Source organism: Lysinibacillus sp. YS11, from assembly GCF_002896375.1.
Taxonomy (GTDB): Bacteria; Bacillota; Bacilli; order Bacillales_A; family Planococcaceae; genus Lysinibacillus; species Lysinibacillus capsici.
On record NZ_CP026007.1, the window covers coordinates 2,771,495 to 2,792,322 of the forward strand.

The following is a 20,828-nucleotide window of genomic DNA, read 5'->3' on the forward strand; positions in this document are numbered from 1 at the left end:
GCATTAAATACAGACTCCACCCACAAAAGTAGCTACTAAATGATCAACAAAACTTTCCTTTTGGTTTTTTAAAAAATGATCATCCCAAAATGCATTGGATACAAAGAAACCGAAAAGGCTCGTTAAAAAAACAGTGGCCTGCCCATTTGTATCAATATCCTTCATCTTTCTCTGTTGGATTTGGACTTGAAAATAACCTTCCAATAATTTTAGTAATTGTTTGGTTTGGCTATCCGAAATAAGCTCCATTACTCCTGGTAGTATACTTCTATCTTGTGTAGTAATGAGAAATGTCGCTTTATTTTTTTCCATAAAAGCTAGATAAGCGTTAGCAATTTGCTGTAAGTCATTCACTAGATTTCCTGATAAATCTCGAGCAAATAACTGTTCAAAGTATGGAATATAAGAATTTCTATCTAGCACAGCTTGTAGAATCCCCATTTTTGTTTCAAAATGACGAAAAACAGTCATTTCACTCACTCCAGCAGTTAAAGCAATGTCTTTCACAGAGACATTGGAGTAGCCCCTTTCAGTCATTAAGCTTGTTGCAGCGGCAAGAATTTTATCCTTTGTATCTTTTTTCATTTTACACGCCCTCTAAATGTTAGTTATGACTAACAAAAATATAGAGGATTGAACCCAATTTGTCAAAAAAAAATGTGTTGTTATTAGAACATGCTCTAATAACAACACTTGTGAGTTACATATGCCCTGCTCGGATTTTCTTTACGATGCTGAAAGTCGTGTAGGCAGCAGCGGGTGCTAATACGACAATAAAAATAATCCACACAGTTAAATTATTTGTTGCTTTTAATGTTTCATAATTTGTCATGACAAAAATAATTAGACCGAATAATAGTAAATAGCTCAGCACATTGGGAAAAATGACGATTAATCGTAATAATGCTGGCGGCATCTTTTGTTGATTCATTTAAACCACACCCCTTTTTTCAATTATACGGGAATCTAGTGATTTATCGTACTATATTTTTCCTTTTATACTTTATATTTGCCTGCTGATAGTTGGAGGTTTGCCGCTGTTGTATTTAATTGGTCGATAAATGCGGTCATGCTCTCCATATTTTCCGCTTGATGTTTAGCCTTTTGAGCAACGGCATCAACACTTTGCGATGTCTGCTTAGCCAAGAGCGAAACATCTTCCATGGTAGCTGTTACTTCCTCTGTACTAGCAGCAATTTCCTCAGTGGAGCTTGATACTAAATCCACTTGTGTTGCTAACACCTGTACATCATTATGAATTCCTTCAAACGATTGCTGTGCTTCTTGTACGATAGCACGTCCTGTATGTAAGACATCTGCTGTTGCTTGGATGGTTGCCACAATATTGGCTGTTTCCTTTTGGACATTCATCACCACCTGGGTGATTCTATCCGCCGCACTCTTAGAATCTTCAGCTAATTTCCGAACTTCTTCAGCTACAACGGCAAAGCCTTTCCCCGCTTCACCAGCACGCGCCGCTTCAATAGATGCATTTAATGCCAGTAAATTCGTTTGATCAGAAATTCCCGTAATCACATTGGTAAATTCCCCGATCATTGTAGATAGTTTTTCAAGCTCCTGTGTTCCAATCACCGCAAAATTCGTTTTCTCATGAACAGTTACTAATTGCTTTTGTAAGGACTGCATAATTTGTAATCCATTATCTGCGTTTTCCTCGGTATTACGTGAAATACTAGAAATTTCTGCTATGGATTCCGAAATATATTGAATGCTGCGCGCCAATTCCTCCATTGAATGCGCACTGTCTGCCGTATTATTCTGTTGTGCAAAGGAGGCCTGAGCCACCTGACTAGATTCTCCTTGGATAATTGCGGCTGATTCAAGTGTTTCATGAGCATTTTCTTGAATTGTATAGGTAGCTTCTTTTATTTGATTGGCCCCTTGCTTTATCTCACACATAATTTGTTGGAAATTATCCATCATCCCATTAAATGATGTCACTAATTGGCCAATCTCATCCTTTGCATGGATTGGAATACGCTTGGTTAAATCTGCTTCTCCTTTACTAATTTCCTCTAAGGAATTGCGCACGCTTAAAATACGCGATACTTGCTTTGAAATAGACAGGCCCGTAGTGAAGAAAATCACACAGACAACGATCAATGAAGCTACAATTGTGCCTACCAAAATTTGTGAGAGGATAGCATTGGATACAATAATAGCTAAGTATGTACCGTTTGATAATGGCTTTACATATTGCGTGACACGTGTGCCATCGTAGCGTCCTGAAAATTCAGTCGACTTTTGTGCTGAAAATTGGGCTGGCTCAAAACCAATATTCGCTAAATTTTGTTTTGCTGTAGCGGCAATGGCTTGGCCTTTTTCATCTACAATAGCGGCGAATAATACGGTTGAGGATAAATAGTTGTTCAGTTGATCGATATAAGATTCACTGCCGATACTTGCTTCTAAATCTAGTAGCTGCTGTCCATGGCGAGCCACCTGTACAATTTGTGGAGTTGCCGGATTCCAGCTACCTACCCCGACAAATTTGAAAAATTGATCATCGACATCGCGAATTTGTGCTTTTTGGACAATTTCTTTCGCTCTTCCATCTAAAAGTTGCATATATTCGGCAGCTTGTCCGTTTGGATCAGCGCCAAAGTTAAAATCAACAGTTGGAGCTACTGATGTCACCGTTGTATTCCCTTTATCATCTGTACTCCAAATCTCATCGATGCCACCACGCTCAGCAATGGCCTTTAAATCATCATATGTAGCACCTTTGTCAATAATGTAAGAAGCCATTACAGACTCGGCAATCATTTCTTTTTCCATAATTTCTTCTGCTTTTTCTCTAGATTGAATCGCTCCTTCCAACCCCATGACAATGGAGTTGGCGATTGCTTCTCCATTGCTTTTTTCACTTTTATATGTAGCTTGATAAACATAAATAGAAAATGCCGCTATAATGAACACCACAATGCCCATAATCTCCAGAAGCATTTTCCATTTCATTGACTTTCTCATGATGAGATCCCCCTAAAAATTACGATTATTTCCACTTCATCATACAATATTACTTCCATATATTTCATTAACAATTTATTAAATATAAAATAATAATTTTTGAAGAAGTTTAAATTGTCATTAATTTGTAAAAATTCCGAAATAGATAAGCCAGGAGGATAAATCTAACTATTTTGTACTAGTAGAGGCATGCAAAAAAGGATTATTCTCATGATTAAACAGTAATATTTAAACAAAATTATCTACACACCTTTAGGACTATAAACTAAAAACATCTATAGAAGAATCTCCTCTAATAGATGTTTCTTACTTAATAACTATATCAAAATAATTTATTATGTTGCCATGTATATACGGCTTGATCAGCTGTTAGGAATGTATTCGGAAAAATCCCCTGTGCTTCAGCTAAAAATTGAGGTAAGTCATATGGAAGAAAACGTGCGCTTAAATGATTTAATAATAAATAGTGTGCTCCAGCTTGCTGTGCGACTTTTGCTGCCTCCACATTTGTTGCATGACCGTAGCTTGCTGCTAAATCTGTTGTTGTACCATCAAAAGTTGCTTCATGGACAATGATATCAGCACCCATTGATAATTGGATTGCTTCTTCACAATATTTCGTGTCGCCTAAGACTGACAATGTAAAGCCCTTTTTGGCTGGTGCCACCACGTCTTTCGCAAGTACCACATCACCATTTTCAAGTACAATATCGTGGCCATTTTTTAATTGACCTAGTAAAGGTCCCTTTGGAACACCAAGTGCCTGTGCTTTGTCGATTAATAATTCGCCTGGTAAATCCTTTTGTTCGATACGATACCCATAGCAAGGTACAACATGGCGTAATTCCTTAGCATGAATTGTAAAATGAGCATCCTCAAAAATAATGCCTTCTTGTACTTCTACAAAGCGTAAAGGATATGTTAAATGGGTTTTTGATAGGGCCAATGTTTGTTCAATCCACTGTTGTAAGCCAGGTGGTCCGAAGATCGTTAGCGGCTCATCCCCACCTTGAAAGGAACGCGAGCTTAAAAAGCCTGGAAGTCCAAAAATATGATCCCCATGTAAATGTGTAATAAATATTTTCGTCACTTTCCGTGGCTTTAACGACGTATGAAGGATTTGATGCTGTGTCGCCTCCCCACAGTCAAATAGCCACATTTCACTCACTTCGTCTAATAGCTTTACCATCAGAGCACTTGTATTTCGTTCTTTTGAAGGCATGCCTGCGCCTGTCCCTAGAAAATGTAGCTGCAACATAAGCCACCTCACTTCTTATTTATATCATTTTATTGTACCTTATCCATTCCCATAAGAAAAACCTTTGGTGTACAGTTTCTCCAAAGGTTTCTTGATTATTTTGGTTGCCATGAAACAAGCGCCGCATGGAAATCATGACGATAATAATAACGTCCATCCTTTTCTTCGATAAAAGGTAGCAGTGATTCTTCTACATGGACTCGCTGAAAATTCGTCGTTAATATTTTTTTACTCTGCGTTGTCACAAGCTGCTCATAGCTTTCATATTCATAGACACGTTCTAGAGGGATAATCTGACAATCCGCATAAATATCCATTTCATAGAGTAGATTCAAAAACTCGATATAATCTCTGCGCGGAAATTTAATGTCATAACCATACTTTTCATATAACTTTTCATAGTGTGGCTGAATGGGGCCTGTCGTCATCCCAATGATAGCACGCTTTCTCGCCAGCCGATTCATGTGATATAAAGCTGCTTTTATTTCATACATTCGGTAAAAACAATTCACGCCCAAGACGATATCATGTGGTTCAATCTCATCATGCTCTAAACTTTCCCACTTTGCATGAATATAGGAAACGTGCTCCTCCTGCGGCATACACTGCTGTAAGTAATGCAAAATGCTTTCAGAGCTATCCACACATGTGAGCTTCCTTACTTTATCAGCTAATGGAAATGTATAATTGCCCCACCCAGGACCAATTTCTAATACAGAATGCTGAGGTTCAATCTTTTTTTGAAGCTCCTGAAAAATCAATGCAGCATAAGGATCTGTTTGTCCCACTTTTTTACGTGCCACTGATTGGGCCCAAAATTGCTCCTCTAGCTGATCATTCACCATTCGTTCAGGCATATTGCCATGCCAGTCCTTCATGCCTTCCTGCCATAATGCCTCATAGTTAATGGCTAACGGTCCTTTTCTCGTCATATAGATACCTCTAACGATAATATTTCATATATTTTTTTCATATCAAGATTTGCACGAACGTGGTCGGCTAACATATTATAGGCATCTTCTCTTCGTTCTGCGTCACTTTTCACATCACTTGGTAAAGCTGCTAGCCCTTTTTTCACTCGTATTTCATTGACGAGTTGGCGGGTAAAGGGACGATTATGGAACAAGCCGTGGAAATATGTGCCAATCACTTGCTCATCTTGACTAACCGCACCATCTTCTCTTCCATCCTCTAATAGTAAAAACGGTGATACCGCACCACGTAAAATTTTTGTACGCCCTAGATGGATTTCATAGCCTGTCAATATGTCCTGCCCTCTTACGCCTGTCATTTGCACCGTTTTTTTATTGCCTACAAAAATGGTTTCCATCGGTAATAGCCCAAGACCATCTGCAGATTCACCATTCCCCTCCACTGCTTCTGGATCAAGTAATGTTTCACCAAGCATTTGGAAACCGCCACAAATGCCAATAATTTTAGTACCGCACTCACGTAAATGTGTGATGGCTTGATCGAAGCCCTGTGCTTTTAGCCAAGCTAAATCATCCATTGTACTTTTCGTTCCTGGCAGAATGAGTAAATCTGGTGTACCTAATTCATTGACATGACCAATTAAACGTACACCCACCTCAGGCTCATCGAAAAATGGATCAATATCGGTGAAGTTTGAAATACGAGGTAAACGAATCATGGCTACATCTACAGCAAATTCGCCTGGCTTTGGTTTTTTAAAACGTAGTGACGATAATGCAAGAGAATCCTCTGCTTCAATATTGACATCGACATAAGGAATCACACCAAGTACCGGAATACCAGTTTCGCGCTCCACCCATGCCAAACCATCATCCAGTAATTCACGCATGCCTCTAAACTTATTGATAATTAATCCCTTAACACGTGCTCGTTCTTCCTCATCTAACAATGCCAGTGTACCAACAATCGAGGCAAAGACACCGCCACGATCAATATCAGCAACGAGGACTACCGCTGCATCTGCTAAATGAGCCATTCGCATATTCGCAATATCGCGATCCTTTAAGTTAATTTCTGCTGGGCTACCAGCGCCCTCTAGGACAATAACATCATATGTATGTTGAAGCGTGCGAACTGATTTTTCTACGATTGGCATCGCTTCTTGCACAAAATTATTGCGGTAGCTTTTGGCATCCATATTTAAAAAATGCTTACCATGAACGATAACCTCTGACATCATATCTTGCTTCGGTTTCAGCAAGATAGGGTTCATATCTGTCGTTGCAACAACACGAGCCGCCTCTGCCTGTACCCCTTGTGCACGGCCGATTTCACCGCCATCCTTTGTAACAAATGAATTAAGAGCCATATTTTGTGATTTAAATGGGACTACCTTCAGTCCATCATCTGAAAATATACGACATAGTGCAGTACAAATCATACTTTTTCCAACATCGGAAGCTGTTCCTTGAATCATGATTGATTTTGCTGGCATAGTCACTCTCCTCCGTAATTATTCTATGGCAGAACGCATGTATTCGTTTTCGCTTCGTGTGTATTTCCTCCAGCAATTGTAAAGGGCTTTAAAATTCGAGCCCTTTCACCGCTGGAATCCCTTCATCATAGTAATGCTTTGTCGCCTCAATGGTTGACACTAAATCAGCCATTGCTAGTAATGCTGGATTCGCACTTCGTCCTGTGACAACCAAATGCATTGTAGAAGGGCGGTGTTGGATTGCCTCGATGACTTCTGCTAGGGGAAGGACATCATCGATTGGAAACTTGGTGATCGCTAGGGCATTGTTGAGTTCATCTAAGACCAATAAATCAATGCTGTCATCCTGTAGAGCTGCCTTCGTTTTTTTCCAAGCCTTGGCTAATGCAGCTCGATGCTCCTCAGGTGTTTTTGTCCATGTAAAACCTATGCCCATTTGTTCCATTTCTACGCCTAGCTTACGAAGGGCAATTTGCTCTCCATAAGTACGTTCTGGGGATTTGATAAACTGCAGATAACGCACATTTAAGCCTCGACCAACTGCACGCAATGTAACGCCAAGAGATGCTGTCGTTTTGCCCTTACCCTCACCTGTATATACTAAAAACAAGCCTTTTCTTGCCATGCTGATAGCCTCCTTACAGCCATGTTGTCTTTTCTGCAAACGGTGTTCGTTTCTTGTCTGTTTGTTCTTGCTCCTGTGGGTAGCCAATAAATATTGTACCAACTACTTTTTGAGCGTCGCTTGCACCAATAAACGTATGCATACGAGGATCATGTACAAGGCCAACACCACGTGTACGCCAAACAAAGCCAAGACCTAGCTCCTCTGCTGTCAACCACATAGACATAATGGCACTACATACAGCAAAGACATTATCTTCTGTCGCATCTGTGTCCCCTTCTACTATGTCAGCTGTCACCACAATGGCTACAGGGGTTGTTTGTACAACCTTTAATGAACTTTCCACTAAATTTGGCTTCGTGGGAAAGCGTTCTTGTAAATAAGCACTTGCCATTTCTTCATAACGCTTCATGGCTTCATCTTGAATGACATAAAAATGCCAGGGCTCACGCATCCGGTCATTTGGTGCATAGGTTGCTGCCTGTAAAATTTGCTCAATTTTTTCTTTCTCTACTGGTTGTGTCGTGTAATTACGAATTGCTCGACGTTTTTTTAATGCTTCAATGACAGTCATAGTGCTTCCTCCTTGTGCGCTTATAAGAAATGATTATGAAAAGGTAAGACCTTGCTCTTCAAACCATTGAATTTTTTCCCGTACATTGACAACCTCGCCAACAACAATCATAGAAGGGTTATGGTACCCTTCACGCTCAATGATGCTGGCTATCTCATCTAGCGGCCCTGTAATCGTGCGTTGCTGAGCAGTTGTTCCCCACTCAATGACCGCTACTGGCGTTGTTGCCTTCCGTCCATTTTCGATTAATTTGCGAGCAATGTAGGCAATATTACCAACGCTCATATAAAAGGCAACGGTATCTATACCCGTAGCTAAAGCGGGCCAATTCAAAAAATCTTGTCCTTTTTCTTCACGACCATGTCCAGTTACAAGGGCAAAGCTTGTCGCGAAGTCTCTATGTGTAACTGGAATTCCTGCGTATGCAGGAGCTGCAATTCCTGCTGTAATCCCCGGAACGATTTCATAGGCAATGCCATGATTTTTTAATATTTCAGCTTCCTCCGCGCCACGTCCAAAAACAAAGGGATCGCCACCTTTTAGGCGTGTAACAATTTTACCTTCTTGTGCTTTTTCAACGAGTAATGCATTTATTTCCTCTTGAATGAGATGATGCTTCCCAGGTAATTTGCCACAATAAACTAGCTCCGCATCCTTTTTTGCAAAATCAAGCAATTTAGGATTTACAAGACGGTCATAAGCAATTACATCAGACTTTTGAATACATTCCAGTCCATACACAGTAATGAGCTTCGGATCGCCAGGACCTGCTCCCACGATATATACGATTCCATCCTTCATTGCGTTGCTCCCATCAATAGTTGTTGTAAATATGCTTCTCGTCGATCGATCTCACCATGACGTGTCCATTCAAGGATGTTTGGCTCTAGCAATGCTTGTAATGCCGCACGTCTTTGTGGACCTTTATCATACTTAGCAGCAATCATTAATCGAGCTTGCTGTAAAAAGCATACATAGTCATCATAAGCATCATCGAATTGCTCTTCTAAATCTGCTTTAATCTTGCGGGCTAGACTTGGGCTTGCTCCCGATGTCGAAACAGTTACCACCAACGGACCACGGCGAACAGTAGCAGGCGTAATAAAATCACTTTCACTTTGTTTATCTGTTCGGTTGATTAATTGCCAATGCTGTGCTGCTTCTTGAACGGCTTCGTTAACTGCTGTCACATTCGTTGCAGCGATAATGAGAATGGCGTCATCTAAATCACGAGGTTCAAATTCCTTTTGCTTCCAAGTAATTTGCCCTGACTCTGCAAGTGACTGTAATGTGTTATGTAAGGTTGGACTGACAATCACGATGTTTGCCTTTGCTGGTAACAGGGATGCTACCTTCTGCGTTGCCACGTGACCCCCGCCTACAATCACAACTGTTTTATATTCTAGATTGATATGAATAGGAAAATAATTAGTCATTACTTTTCACCTTCTTACAAGCTGTTAACCAATTGTCAACTAGCTTTGGGTTTGATACAAAATGGAAATGAGTATAGCCAGCCACTAAATTTCCTTCTTGATAGCCTTCTTTCTTTTTGCCAAAACGACCAATCGTTTCATAGGCTGCTGTATTGTGAGAACCACTATATTTGGAATAATGGAACTCATGGCCCTTCGCTTGTTCCTCAGCACCAATTAAGAAATTATCGGCTGTGCCAAAAATTTCACGATAACCAAGTGCTGCTAGTTTTGTTTGCATCGCCACTTCTCCAGGAATTACCCCTACCATGTCATAGCGGTCGCCATGGCTATTTGTAATGGCCTCTGTTAAATACATAAAGCCCCCACACTCAGCTAATGTTGGAAGACCTTTAGCAATGACTTGACGAATAGAGTCTTTAACGACTGTATTGGTAGCAAGTGACTCTGCAAATTCCTCAGGAAAGCCACCACCAATATACAAGCCATCTGCTTCAGCTGGTACAGGCTCATTCGCAAGCGGTGAGAAAAACTGTAGTGTCGCACCTTTCGCACGTAACAAAGCCAAGTTTTCTTCATAATAAAAATTAAAAGCTGCATCTCTTGCAACTGCTATACAAATATTTCGTGAAGGCTCCTCCCTAAATAAATGGCCTGATTCTTGCAAGATAGGAGCCTTTGTTAAATGTATTAATTGATCCAAATCAATCGTTTCCGCCATCAGGTTCCCTAGTTTATCAAAAATGAATCTAGCTCTCCTCTTTCAATAGCAGGTACTAACCCTAAATGACGACTCGGGATATCGATCCCTTCCTCACGCTTTAGGTAGCCAATAACAGGTATGCCGCATTCTTGTTCAATAGCTGCCTTCGCAATTTCGTAATGACCGACACTACCAACCTGGTTCGCAATAACACCAACGATATTCGGCTTATCTGATAGTAATTGGAAGCCTTTCACAACTGCTGCTACGCTACGTGCCATGCTAGCACAATTGACAATTAAAATAACAGGACTCTCTGTCACTACGCTAATATCAGCAGCAGACCCAGCGTCAGATAAAGGGCTTTTACCGTCATAAAAACCCATCACACCTTCAATAATAGATACATCTGCATCTATACTTGCACGTGCCACAATATCACGGACTGCTTCGTGTGAAAACATCCAGCTATCAATATTACGTGATACTCTGCCCGTTACAGCTGTATGATAGGTTGGGTCGATATAATCAGGACCGCATTTAAAGCCCTGCACCACGTTCCCTTTGTTTTGAAGTGCCTTCATCAGTCCAATGGTAAAAGTAGTTTTGCCTACACCACTACCCGTACCAGCTAGTACAAAGCGATTTGTTTGCATGGACTTCCTCCTTAAAATAGGTATCTAGCAACTGAAATCGTAGCATTACCCGATTTTTTCTTCTCTAATAGAAGTGATGGAACCTGTGCATAGCGCATAGCTGCTGGTTCACTCACTCCGTATGCACCTGTATATTTAAAGACTGTTTCAGAGGGTGATGGAAATTCGATTTCATTTAATTCATCCGGTGTATACGTAACGAACTCCCAATCATATTTCTTCGTAATCTCTAAGAAACATTGCTCATCTTTCTTCAAATCAATCGTGCATAAGGCTTTCACACTTTTTTTCGAAAGCTTTAGCTCTGCCAAGGTTTCATCGATTACTTGTTCAATTTCCTCTAAAGATGTACCACGGTTACAGCCCATTCCTAGCACAATGGATTTTGGGCGATAAATAACACCGTTTTCTAGAAGAACCTCTTCTTCAGGTTCAATGATTCGATCTGTTATTAATAATGTGGCATGGGGAGTTGCTTGGATGGCTGCCTGTGTTGATGGATAGATTTTAATTTGCTCTGGTATCGGTGTTTCACGCATCCACCAATCACGTTCGCCTGTTTCCTGTACAATGGCTACATGTTCCTCATTTACAACAGATGCACTAACTGGTGTCAATTTATCCGCACTATCCCATACCCAGCCAAAGCGGGCTCCAAATAAATCAACTGGAATCGTCTTTTGTACATCAGAAGCCGTTGTAATAATCGGATTTGCACCAAGTGCAGCTGCCACCTCGTGTGTTAGCTCATTGGCACCACCTAAATGCCCTGATAATACGCTAATAACATTTTCCCCTCGATCATCAATCACCACAACACCAGGGTCTGTCTTTTTATCCTTTAAAATCGGCGCAATCATTCGTACAACTGCCCCTAGTGAAATAATTAAAATTAACCCTTTATATTGCTTAAAAAGTGTTGGCAATAGCAGGCGCACTGTTCCTGTAAATAGTTGAATATGCTTTTCTTCTTCATCGCCTTGTTCAAATTTACTCATATAATATAAATCACTTGCTGCAAAGGTTTGCTGCAGACGACGTCCTATTTGGACACCATGCTTCGTAATGGCTACAACGGCATAAGGATTACGTTGATCAACCTCTGGTAACACACCCTCTTGTAACTCAATCACTTGTCTTCACACCTTTTCTAAAGCCGTGTGTAAAGCTTGCATCATATAACTTCGAACGATATTGATCTTTATCATGAATGTTCGGGTCTAATGCCCAGCCCGCTAAAATCATCGCATGCTTACGTATACCATTCACACGCATCGCTTCATCTAATTCGATTAAAGTTGTTCGTACGATTTTTTGATCGGGCCATGAAGCTCGTTGAATCACTGCTACAGGCGTGTCATCAGCCCAACCAGCACTTTGTAGCTCTTTGACAATTTTTTTCGTCAGCGTTGCACTAAGGAATAAGGCAATTGTACAATGATGGCTCGCTAAATCACGCAGCTTTTCAAATTCTGGTACAGGTGTGCGCCCCTCTGCACGTGTTAGAATAAGGGTTTGTGTTAGATCAGGAATTGTTAGCTCAGCTCCGATTGCAGCGGCCGATGCAAATACAGAGCTAACTCCTGGAATGACTTCATACCCAATGCCTTCCTTTTTTAATAGCGCAACTTGCTCCATAATGGCACCATACATCGCTGGGTCACCTGTATGCATACGTGCCACTGTTTTACCAGCATTGACTCGGTCCACCATCACAGCAACCATTTCCTCCAAATGCATACCAGCTGTACGAATGACCTCCGCATCTGGTCTAGCTTTCGCAATAAGGTCCTCACTCACTAAAGAATCTGTATACATGACAACGTCCGCTGTTTGTAACATATGTAAACCTTTGACTGTAATTAAATCTGGATCACCAGGACCAGCGCCGACAATATAGATTTTTTTCATTATTTACGCACCACCATTAATGTTAAATATTCTAAATCGACACCATCCAACTCACGCACATCCCAAATGATTTCTTCATCAGATGTTACCTTTGTCACCACGGATGCTTTATCTAATAAATCTAAATCGCGTAGCACTTCAAGCATTAAATCAATCACTTTCGCCACTTTAATAAAAACAACAGCATCATGTGTTTCAATCGCTTCACGCATAGCTTCGTAATTGTCATACGCAGGAATAATCGCAACACGATCATCACCATCCGCTAACGCAATGCCTAAGCGTGATGCAGAGCCATTAAACGAAGAAATCCCTGGTACCGTGCGAATTTCGACATCTGGATGCTTGTCCTGCATTAGCTTCATCATATGAATAAACGTACTATACAATAATGGATCGCCCTCTGTAACAAAGGCTACATCTTTGCCTGCTTGTAATTTTTCGTAGACAAGTTCTACTGACTTTGTCCATTCACGTTCTAGAACAGCCTCATCTTTTGTCATTGGGAATACAAGACCAAGCATATCTTTTTCTTCTGGATTAATATACACATCTACAATACGATGGGCATAGCTTTTACTGCCTTTTAGTTTTTTTGGGTAAGCAATAACAGGTGATTCCTGAATCACTCGAAATGCCTTTACTGTAATTAATTCTGGATCGCCAGGACCAACGCCCAAGCCATATAAAATTCCTAGATTACTCATGATTTTCTTCCTTTCGATAAGCGGAAATAATGTATATTGGATTTAATGGAACAAAGCGTGTCATATCTAAAATTGGTTTACTGCGTGCCAGCTGAGCCTGTAAAATGTCAACAGCAAAACCACAAGCTTTAAATGCCTCAACAGCTTTATATAAATTTTCAATAGTCGCCGCATTTAAGACAATGCGCCCATTTTGCTTTAAACGCTGACAGCATAACTGCAGTAACTCAACCATTTCACCCCCAGTGCCACCGATGAAAATGGCATCAGGGTCTGGAAAGTTGTCTAAACCCTCTGGTGCTTTACTATGAATAGCTGTCATATCAACTCGGAATTTTTGTTGGTTTTGAAGACAGTTTTCTAAATCAGGGGCATTTTTTTCTACAGCAAAAACCTGTCCCTCAGGAGCAAGCTTTCCTGCCTCAATGGCCATTGATCCCGTACATGTGCCAATATCCCAAATAATGCTATCCCGTTGAAGCTGCATGGCTTGCAAACTTAAAACTCGAATTTCTTTCTTCGTAATAAGTCCTTTATCTGGCTTTCGTTGTGAAAATTCCTCATCATCAATCCCGAGCGTGTAGCGTTTCGGTGCTATTGTTTGTTTTAAAATCACGACATTTAAAGGAGAAAAATGAGTAACTTCCATTTCATCGAGCGAGTACCAGCCACTTTTTTCGTTGTCGCCCTGTAAATTTTCGGCGACAAACGCACGATATTCCGTCATACCAAAATGCTTTAGATATTTAGCAAGAGCATTCGGACTATTCTCTGCATCGGTTAAAAGTGCCACTTTCTTTTTGCCATCAATTCGCTGTGCCAGGCCCTTCATTGGTCGTCCATGAATACTCGTTACGTAAGCATCCTGCCAGCTCTCTCCCATTTTCGCAAAGGCCAGCTGGACGGAGCTCATATATGGATAAACCTCTATTTGTAGCTTTTTTGCTAAGTAGCCTCCGATGCCATAAAATAATGGATCTCCAGATGCAAGAATCACGGTATTTCTTGTTTCTTCAGACAATCTTTCAACAAGTGTTGAAAGACCTCCTTTTATCAGGATTTTTTCACCCCTATAGTCTGGGAAAAAATCAAGTACTCGCTCACCACCAACAAGTACCTCACAGTCTTCAATCCACTGAAGGTATTGAGGTAATAAGCTTGCTAATCCGTTATCCCCGATCCCAATCAACTTCATCGATCGATGCAATGTCATCAGCCCTTCCTAATAATTGTCCCTGCATCGAATAGATCGATGTGGAAAGCGTTAAACCGCCCTTAATATGATGGATAGAGGAATAGCAGCAAGCCTCACATAAACGATGGAAGAACGCATCATAGCCCTTCTCCATCATAATCTCACCCACTTGTGAAGCTGTATTTGCCTCCAGAACTTGTGCTATCGTTTCTCTATCTGCCCCTATATCCTCTGCCAGTTGTGCTAAAAAATTAAAATCGATTGGTGCACTTTTGGAATGCACCATCATGACTCCTTGTGCGACTTTAGAAAATTTCCCCATCATCCCAACGAGTGAAACTTGTTTGATGCCTAGACGCTTACAATGCTTTAATGTAAAACCTACAAAGTCACCCATTTCAATAAACGCTTCTTCTGCTAGATGTGGGTATTGTTTCATCGCAAACTTCTCACTTCGTCCACCTGTTGTCACCACTAAATGCTCACAGCCAGCCTCTTTCGCTACACTGATGGCTTGGACAATACTGGCCATATAAGCAGAACTCGAAAAAGGCACGACGGTTCCCCTTGTGCCTAAGATTGAGATGCCCCCAAGTATACCGAGTCGTCCATTTAACGTTTTTTTAGCAATCTCCTCACCCTTAGGTACAGAAATCACCACATTCACGCCTCGTGTAATGTGAAATTCGTCCAACACACCTTGGACCGTGCTATAAATCATTTTACGGGGTACAGGATTAATGGCTGCCTCTCCGACAGGCACTGGCAAGCCAGGCTTTGTGACACGCCCGACGCCAATACCTCCATCTAAATGAATCCCAGGTGTATCTGCCCAGCTCACTGTGCCAACGATGAGTGCCTGATGGGTCGCATCAGGATCATCACCAGCATCTTTAATCGTCTCACAGCTGACAGCATTTTCTTCAAATATGCATTTTTCAATTGTAAAGGTTGCATCTCGACCAATAGGTAAATGAATCGTACTTGTCTCTTGCTCCTCCTTGGTAATAAGGGCAAGCAGTGCAGCCTTTGATACAGCAGTTGCACAGGCTCCCGTCGTATAACCGTGACGCATGTCCTTGGGGTCCTTTTTTGGCTTCCGCTCCATTATTTTTTCGCCTGTTCGTCCGCTAAAAGTGAGATGGCATTTAAAGCAGCAACCGTCACTGTACTACCGCCTTTACGACCAACATTTGTAATGTACGGAATCCCTTCTAGTTTAAGCAGCTCTTCTTTTGACTCAGCTGCTGACACAAAACCAACAGGCATACCGATAATTAAATCTGGTTTTGCTAGCCCTTCTTTAATTAATCGAATCAATTCCAGCAATGCAGTTGGTGCATTACCAATGGCATAAATACCACCTTCATGTAATTTTGATGCCTTTTGCATCGAAATAATGGCACGTGTTGTATTTTGTTTTTTCGCTTCTATTGATACATCTTCATCCGCAATATAGCAATGCAAATCACCACCATGTTTTTGGAAACGCTTTTTACCAGAGCCACTTTCAATCATTTGCACATCTGCAATGACATGACGTCCTGCAAGAATAGACTTGATACCCGCTTCAATAGCACCTGGTGTAATGATGACACTACGACCTAGCTCGAAATCAGCTGATGCATGGATAATGCGACGTACAACTTTCCATTCATCTTCTGAGAAGTCATGCTCGCCCATTTCCTCTGCAATAATAGAGAAACTGTAATCGTAAATTTTATCTGGGTCTACCGTTAATGGTTTAAAATCTGTTTTAAAATCCATGGAAAATGCCTCCTAAATTGTATGTTCAACAGCCTGTAATACTTCTTCAAATGTTGAATATTGTTGGCCGTACTGTATATTTGGTCGTGCAATAAGAATCGTTTCAATCTGGCATGCGAGAGCTGCCTCTAGCTTCTCATCAACTGAGCCCACTTTACCGCTTTCCTTGGTAATCATCAATGTCACTCCGTATTGACGAAATAGAGCTTCATTTAATTCCTTTGAAAACGGACCTTGAATAGCCACAATATCTCGCTGCGCCACGCCAAGTGCCTCACATTTTTCCATATTATCCAGTCGTGGAAGCATACGAGCGATTACTCTTGTGTTTTCTAAGCCCTGTAAAACCCTTGTAAATGTAGCGAGTGTTTTACTACCTGTCGTTAGCATAATGACACCGCGTTTTTCTGCAGCTAGCTGAGCTGCCTCCTCATAATCCTTTACAACAGTAATCAAAGGATGGGCATAATGTTCATGAGCTCTTTCATAGCGAATATAAGGAATCTTTGCCTGCTTTGCCGCTGCCATCGCATTTTTAGAGGCTTCCTCCGCAAATGGATGAGAAGCATCTACCACCAATTGATAGCCCTGCTCTGTCATGATGGTCGCCATTTCCTCAGCTGTCAGTCTACCGATTAAATGTGGCAGGCCAACGTCAGCAAGACTAGAGGCTGCCGACTCAGTGACGACCGTAGCGGTTACCGCATAACCTGCACGTTGTAATGCTAGGGCTAGATCCCTTGCATCACTTGTCCCTGCTAACATGAAAATCATTTTACCGGCTCCTCTTCATGATGATGGTGATGGTCATGGTCATGATGGTCATGCCCATGATCGTGATCGTGATGGTCGTGATGATGATGCGCATGTCCATGATCGTGATCGTGATCATGATGGTGATGATGATGTGCATGTCCATGTACTGCCGCATAGGCGCGATAATCTTCTAGATCTTGCATACCTGTTGATGTACCGTTGATTGCCTGTTCAATACGCTCTAATAAAACATTTTGTAACCGTTCATGGTAGCCAAAATAGTTAGCAATTTGAATATCACAATCTGGATAAAGTTCATTAAACTTCTCACACATGCCATGCATGCGTTCCATCAAAATGCCTGTGAATAAAAAGTATGGTAACATGATGATTTTTTTTGCACCTAGTTTGACACAACGTTCAATTCCTTCTTCAACTCGTGGATCTGTGACACCCATAAAAGCACTTTCTACGTATTTTACGGGTAGTTTTTCCCATAAGAGTCGCGTAATTTTATAAAAATCACCATTAGCAGATGGATCACTGCCACCTCGTGCAATCAATAAAATCGCTGTGTCTTCCTGCTCTTGTTCTGAATTAAAGCCAATTTCAGCTAGGCGATCTTGTAAAATGGCAAAGATTTCATCATGGATACCAATTGTTTGACCATATGTGAAGGTAATCGCTGGATAATGCTCACGCGCATGCTCGATTTCCGCTGGAATATGCAGCTTTGAATGGCCTGCATGCAGTAAAATGATTGGAATTACATGTACCTCTGTAGCTCCCTTTTTCACACAGTTTGTAATACCTTCTTCGATGTTAGGTGAAGCAAATTCAAGGAAACAAGTTTCCACTAAAAATTGTTCATCAATACGCGGTGTCATTTGTTCGATAAATGTACGAACCTCATCATTTCCTGCTGCTAAACGGCTCCCATGGCCGACAAATAAAATAGCTTTCATCTCTCTACTCCTTACTAGTCGCCGCACGGAGCTGGCTCTACTTTTATTTTGGAAGACATATCTTGATACGTAAAATGCAGTATCTTTTTCACACGTTTAAAATATTTAAACAAGCGTTCATTTGGATGAGCATTTGCTTTATATTCTTCAATAATATCTGTAATGAGTGGAATCAGTTGCTCAGGCTCCAGCCCTTCTACAACAGGCTGTGCTGCGTGTGCTGTACGACCGACTGGTTTTGCTCCAATAAAGACATCGAATTTACTTTTGCGGTAGACGATGCCAATATCATCAAATACAGCCCGATAACAGGCCATACCACAGCCATTAAAGCCAATATTTAATGTCTTCGGTAAGGACATACCGCCTAGTTTTTCTTGTATTTCCTCTGCATATGGTATTGAATCAGCCTTTTCACCGTAGCAAAAATCACAAGCCTTCAGTGATAACACATCACCAATCGGGGCTAATAAAAACCCTACTTCCTGTAATTTCTCTGTGATCTGTTCAGGGGCAGTCGTTGGTATTTTCAAATGAATTTGATGATCTGGTGTGTATTCCATCGTCCCCTCATCCCCAACGACCTCCGCTAACGTCATCATTTGCTGGGGAGTAAAAAACTTATTGGCTACACCAGGACTTACTGCTAATTCAAAAATAGATTCTATTTTTTGCTGTACAAGCTTCGGTGTTACTTTGACTGCGCTTGTCCCTTTTACCATTGCAAGTGCCGCTGTAGCCATTTCAAGAGCTGTTTTTTTCGGCTTTGGCGTAACGGCTATACTGGGTTTATTAAAGCGCCCTGCATTAGGGTCAGCCGTAAAGTCATTTCGCGCTGTTCCCGTCTCTTGGTTCATTGCCCAAGGTTCATTTTCTTCGCGTAAACGTTGATGTGGACGTAATGGCTGTTTCTCTTCACCCAGGGTATATTTACGTTGGTAACCGCGGGGCGTAATCATCTTATTGTCATAGAAAAATGTTGACGAATTCCCGATAATGACAGTTGTCAACATACCAATATCATGTTCTAGCATTTCTGCTAGTGTTGTCATGGTCACTTCTTGACGTTCTCGATAGGCACTTTTCACAAGCCCTACTGGTGTGTCTGGCGAACGATATTCTAAGAGTATTCGTTGAGCCTCGACAATTTGTCTTGTTCGACGTCCACTTTTAGGATTGTATAAAGCAATGACAAAGTCCGCCATTGCAGCTGCCTCGACACGCTTTGCAATTAAATTCCAAGGTGTTAGATGGTCACTCAAACTGATTGTACAAGCATCGTGCATAATAGGTGCACCAAGTATGCTAGCGCATGAATTAATCGCAGAAATCCCAGGAACAATTTCTACTTCAATTCCTGTTGCTTCTGTCCAGCCTAGCTCAATTAACACCTCATAGACTAAACCCGCCATGCCATAGACGCCTGCATCACCACTCGAAATTACTGAGACGATGCTCCCTGCTTCGGCTTGACGAACGGCTTCCTGTGCACGCGACACTTCTTCTGTCATGCCTGTACTAACAATCGATTTTGCACTTACTAAATCTTGAATCAGCTCTACATAGGTTTTATAGCCTATAATCATATCACTTTGTTGTAAAGCCTCTACTGCACGTGTCGTAATATGCTTAAAATCTCCAGGTCCAAAGCCTACTACGAAAATTTTTCCTTTTTGCGCCATGTTGTTACCCCTCTTTCACCTTTTCGATCCCTTTAATGGCAGTTGTTTGAGCAGTACGCTGTAATGTACCTTCACGAAGTGTAAAGACATGTTCGTTGTATAAGGATTCATGATGTAAATCTTGTACTAGTGTTCTAGCATGCTCTGTTGATGGCACACGATACCAGTTTCCTTGAGGATAAGCGATTACCACACAAGCATCCTTGCAGCGTCCATTACAGCGCGTTCTTGTCGTATGTATTTCCTGATCGAGTGCTTGCCGCTGTATCTCATCTCGAATGGCTAAGGTAATTTCCTCCCCATCCTTTTTCATGCAGCTACTGCCATTGCAAATAAAGAGATGTGTTTTCATCCCCTCTAAATTCCAAGTTGTCATCTTCTGTCTCCCCTCATTTGCTTTTTGGAAAAAGAAAAACCTTTACTCTATAACGAAGAGTAAAGGTTTTGTAGAAGCCAAATAAAAACGAATAGAATGAAATACAGGTACCCGCTTTCGCTTCAACTTCTCCCTCCGAAAAGTTTGCATGCACAATCAAATAAGCAGGTTTCCTGACTTAAGCTTCATTTTACTGTCGCACCTTCCCAAGTTTGTACCAGTGGCTTTGCGATTTCATCAGCTATTACAGTAGCGGGGGCTGTATTGGATTTTCACCAATTTCCCTATTATCTCGAGCTATTCGAGCACTTATTGACGTTTTATATGAAATTTTTAGTAGAATTTTAAATAGAAAACTGTCTTTATCATATCTTATTATTTTAAAATTTCAATATTTCTTTAAAAATTTATGACAAATTTATCAATTTTGAATGGAACTAGGTATGAAATTTATACAATCTATATAATTTGCGCACAAAATTTTATCAGAATATTCACCGTTGACCTTTAATTTAAAAAATTTCATAAAAGGTATAGCATATTTATGGAAATTCATGTTACACTTTGTCGTGAAATCTCACAATTTGAATGTTTTTCGGTGCAAAGTGCTTGTCATTTTGCTTAAAAGGGAAGCCGGTTTGAGTCCGGCGCGGTCCCGCCACTGTAATAGGGAGCTTTATAGAATATGTCACTGTCCAACGGATGGGAAGACCTATAAAGCATTGAACTAGAGCCAGGAGACCTGCCGAAAAATAAGTGATCGTTTCAACCTACGAGGATAGGTGTGCGGCTTAGCAG

20 protein-coding genes, 1 pseudogene and 2 riboswitches are annotated in these 20,828 nt (G+C 41.0%); all 21 genes and pseudogenes read right to left on the reverse strand.

All coding sequences use genetic code 11. The features are described 5' to 3' along the window. Positions 1-3: 3 nt before the first annotated feature. Positions 4-585, reverse strand: a complete 582-nt coding sequence (locus LBYS11_RS13785; protein ID WP_103118379.1) for a TetR/AcrR family transcriptional regulator — start codon at positions 583-585, stop codon at positions 4-6. A 115-nt stretch (positions 586-700) separates the two neighbouring features. Then, the gene (locus LBYS11_RS13790; protein WP_009370265.1) at positions 701-931 is read right to left on the reverse strand and encodes a hypothetical protein; all 231 of its coding nucleotides are present in this window, start codon (positions 929-931) and stop codon (positions 701-703) included. Positions 932-996: 65 nt separating this feature from the next. Continuing rightward, positions 997-2,991: a methyl-accepting chemotaxis protein gene (locus LBYS11_RS13795; protein ID WP_103118380.1), complete on the reverse strand. Its 1,995-nt coding sequence runs from the start codon at positions 2,989-2,991 to the stop codon at positions 997-999. Positions 2,992-3,313: 322 nt separating this feature from the next. Beyond that, complete coding sequence (gene rnz, locus LBYS11_RS13800; protein WP_103118381.1) at positions 3,314-4,246, reverse strand: ribonuclease Z; 933 nt, start codon at positions 4,244-4,246, stop codon at positions 3,314-3,316. 98 nt (positions 4,247-4,344) lie between these two features. Next, positions 4,345-5,181: a class I SAM-dependent methyltransferase gene (locus LBYS11_RS13805; RefSeq protein WP_103118382.1), complete on the reverse strand. Its 837-nt coding sequence runs from the start codon at positions 5,179-5,181 to the stop codon at positions 4,345-4,347. After that, positions 5,178-6,677, reverse strand: coding sequence for a cobyric acid synthase (locus LBYS11_RS13810; protein WP_103118383.1), 1,500 nt, complete (start codon positions 6,675-6,677; stop codon positions 5,178-5,180). The genes LBYS11_RS13805 and LBYS11_RS13810 overlap by 4 nt, the downstream gene beginning before the upstream one ends. An 88-nt stretch (positions 6,678-6,765) precedes the next feature. Then, the gene (locus LBYS11_RS13815) at positions 6,766-7,302 is read right to left on the reverse strand and encodes a cob(I)yrinic acid a,c-diamide adenosyltransferase (RefSeq protein ID WP_048392354.1); all 537 of its coding nucleotides are present in this window, start codon (positions 7,300-7,302) and stop codon (positions 6,766-6,768) included. Between the two features lie 13 nt (positions 7,303-7,315). Continuing rightward, the gene (locus LBYS11_RS13820) at positions 7,316-7,876 is read right to left on the reverse strand and encodes a nitroreductase family protein (RefSeq protein WP_048392353.1); all 561 of its coding nucleotides are present in this window, start codon (positions 7,874-7,876) and stop codon (positions 7,316-7,318) included. A 33-nt stretch (positions 7,877-7,909) separates the two neighbouring features. After that, entirely contained in the window at positions 7,910-8,677 is a 768-nt protein-coding gene (gene cobA / locus LBYS11_RS13825) for a uroporphyrinogen-III C-methyltransferase (protein WP_054549204.1), read from the reverse strand. After that, the gene (locus LBYS11_RS13830; protein ID WP_009370253.1) at positions 8,674-9,312 is read right to left on the reverse strand and encodes a precorrin-2 dehydrogenase/sirohydrochlorin ferrochelatase family protein; all 639 of its coding nucleotides are present in this window, start codon (positions 9,310-9,312) and stop codon (positions 8,674-8,676) included. Before LBYS11_RS13830 ends, cobA begins: the two co-directional genes overlap by 4 nt. After that, positions 9,305-10,671: pseudogene (locus LBYS11_RS13835) on the reverse strand (cobyrinate a,c-diamide synthase). The gene LBYS11_RS13830 and the pseudogene LBYS11_RS13835 overlap by 8 nt, the downstream one beginning before the upstream one ends. 11 nt (positions 10,672-10,682) lie before the next feature. Next, on the reverse strand, positions 10,683-11,804 hold the full coding sequence (locus tag LBYS11_RS13840) for a cobalt-precorrin 5A hydrolase (RefSeq protein ID WP_103118384.1): 1,122 nt from the start codon (positions 11,802-11,804) through the stop codon (positions 10,683-10,685). Next, positions 11,797-12,582 (reverse strand): precorrin-4 C(11)-methyltransferase, encoded by a 786-nt coding sequence (cobM, locus tag LBYS11_RS13845; RefSeq protein WP_004231312.1) that lies wholly within the window; start codon positions 12,580-12,582, stop codon positions 11,797-11,799. The genes LBYS11_RS13840 and cobM overlap by 8 nt, the downstream gene beginning before the upstream one ends. After that, on the reverse strand, positions 12,582-13,289 hold the full coding sequence (gene cobI / locus LBYS11_RS13850; RefSeq protein WP_004231310.1) for a precorrin-2 C(20)-methyltransferase: 708 nt from the start codon (positions 13,287-13,289) through the stop codon (positions 12,582-12,584). Before cobI ends, cobM begins: the two co-directional genes overlap by 1 nt. Continuing rightward, the gene (cbiE, locus tag LBYS11_RS13855; RefSeq protein ID WP_103118385.1) at positions 13,282-14,502 is read right to left on the reverse strand and encodes a precorrin-6y C5,15-methyltransferase (decarboxylating) subunit CbiE; all 1,221 of its coding nucleotides are present in this window, start codon (positions 14,500-14,502) and stop codon (positions 13,282-13,284) included. Before cbiE ends, cobI begins: the two co-directional genes overlap by 8 nt. After that, positions 14,459-15,592: a cobalt-precorrin-5B (C(1))-methyltransferase gene (locus LBYS11_RS13860; protein WP_054549201.1), complete on the reverse strand. Its 1,134-nt coding sequence runs from the start codon at positions 15,590-15,592 to the stop codon at positions 14,459-14,461. The genes cbiE and LBYS11_RS13860 overlap by 44 nt, the downstream gene beginning before the upstream one ends. Continuing rightward, entirely contained in the window at positions 15,592-16,251 is a 660-nt protein-coding gene (locus LBYS11_RS13865; protein WP_004231303.1) for a precorrin-8X methylmutase, read from the reverse strand. The genes LBYS11_RS13860 and LBYS11_RS13865 overlap by 1 nt, the downstream gene beginning before the upstream one ends. A 12-nt stretch (positions 16,252-16,263) precedes the next feature. After that, the gene (gene cobK / locus LBYS11_RS13870) at positions 16,264-17,025 is read right to left on the reverse strand and encodes a precorrin-6A reductase (protein WP_103118386.1); all 762 of its coding nucleotides are present in this window, start codon (positions 17,023-17,025) and stop codon (positions 16,264-16,266) included. Then, complete coding sequence (locus LBYS11_RS13875) at positions 17,022-17,972, reverse strand: sirohydrochlorin chelatase (RefSeq protein ID WP_103118387.1); 951 nt, start codon at positions 17,970-17,972, stop codon at positions 17,022-17,024. The genes cobK and LBYS11_RS13875 overlap by 4 nt, the downstream gene beginning before the upstream one ends. Before the next feature lie 14 nt (positions 17,973-17,986). Further along, on the reverse strand, positions 17,987-19,654 hold the full coding sequence (gene cobJ / locus LBYS11_RS13880; protein WP_103118388.1) for a precorrin-3B C(17)-methyltransferase: 1,668 nt from the start codon (positions 19,652-19,654) through the stop codon (positions 17,987-17,989). Between the two features lie 4 nt (positions 19,655-19,658). After that, entirely contained in the window at positions 19,659-20,030 is a 372-nt protein-coding gene (locus LBYS11_RS13885; protein WP_004231296.1) for a (2Fe-2S) ferredoxin domain-containing protein, read from the reverse strand. A gap of 145 nt (positions 20,031-20,175) precedes the next feature. Next, positions 20,176-20,358: riboswitch (cobalamin riboswitch) on the reverse strand. Between the two features lie 251 nt (positions 20,359-20,609). Beyond that, a riboswitch (cobalamin riboswitch) is annotated at positions 20,610-20,795 on the forward strand. The last annotated feature ends 33 nt before the right edge of the window (positions 20,796-20,828 follow it).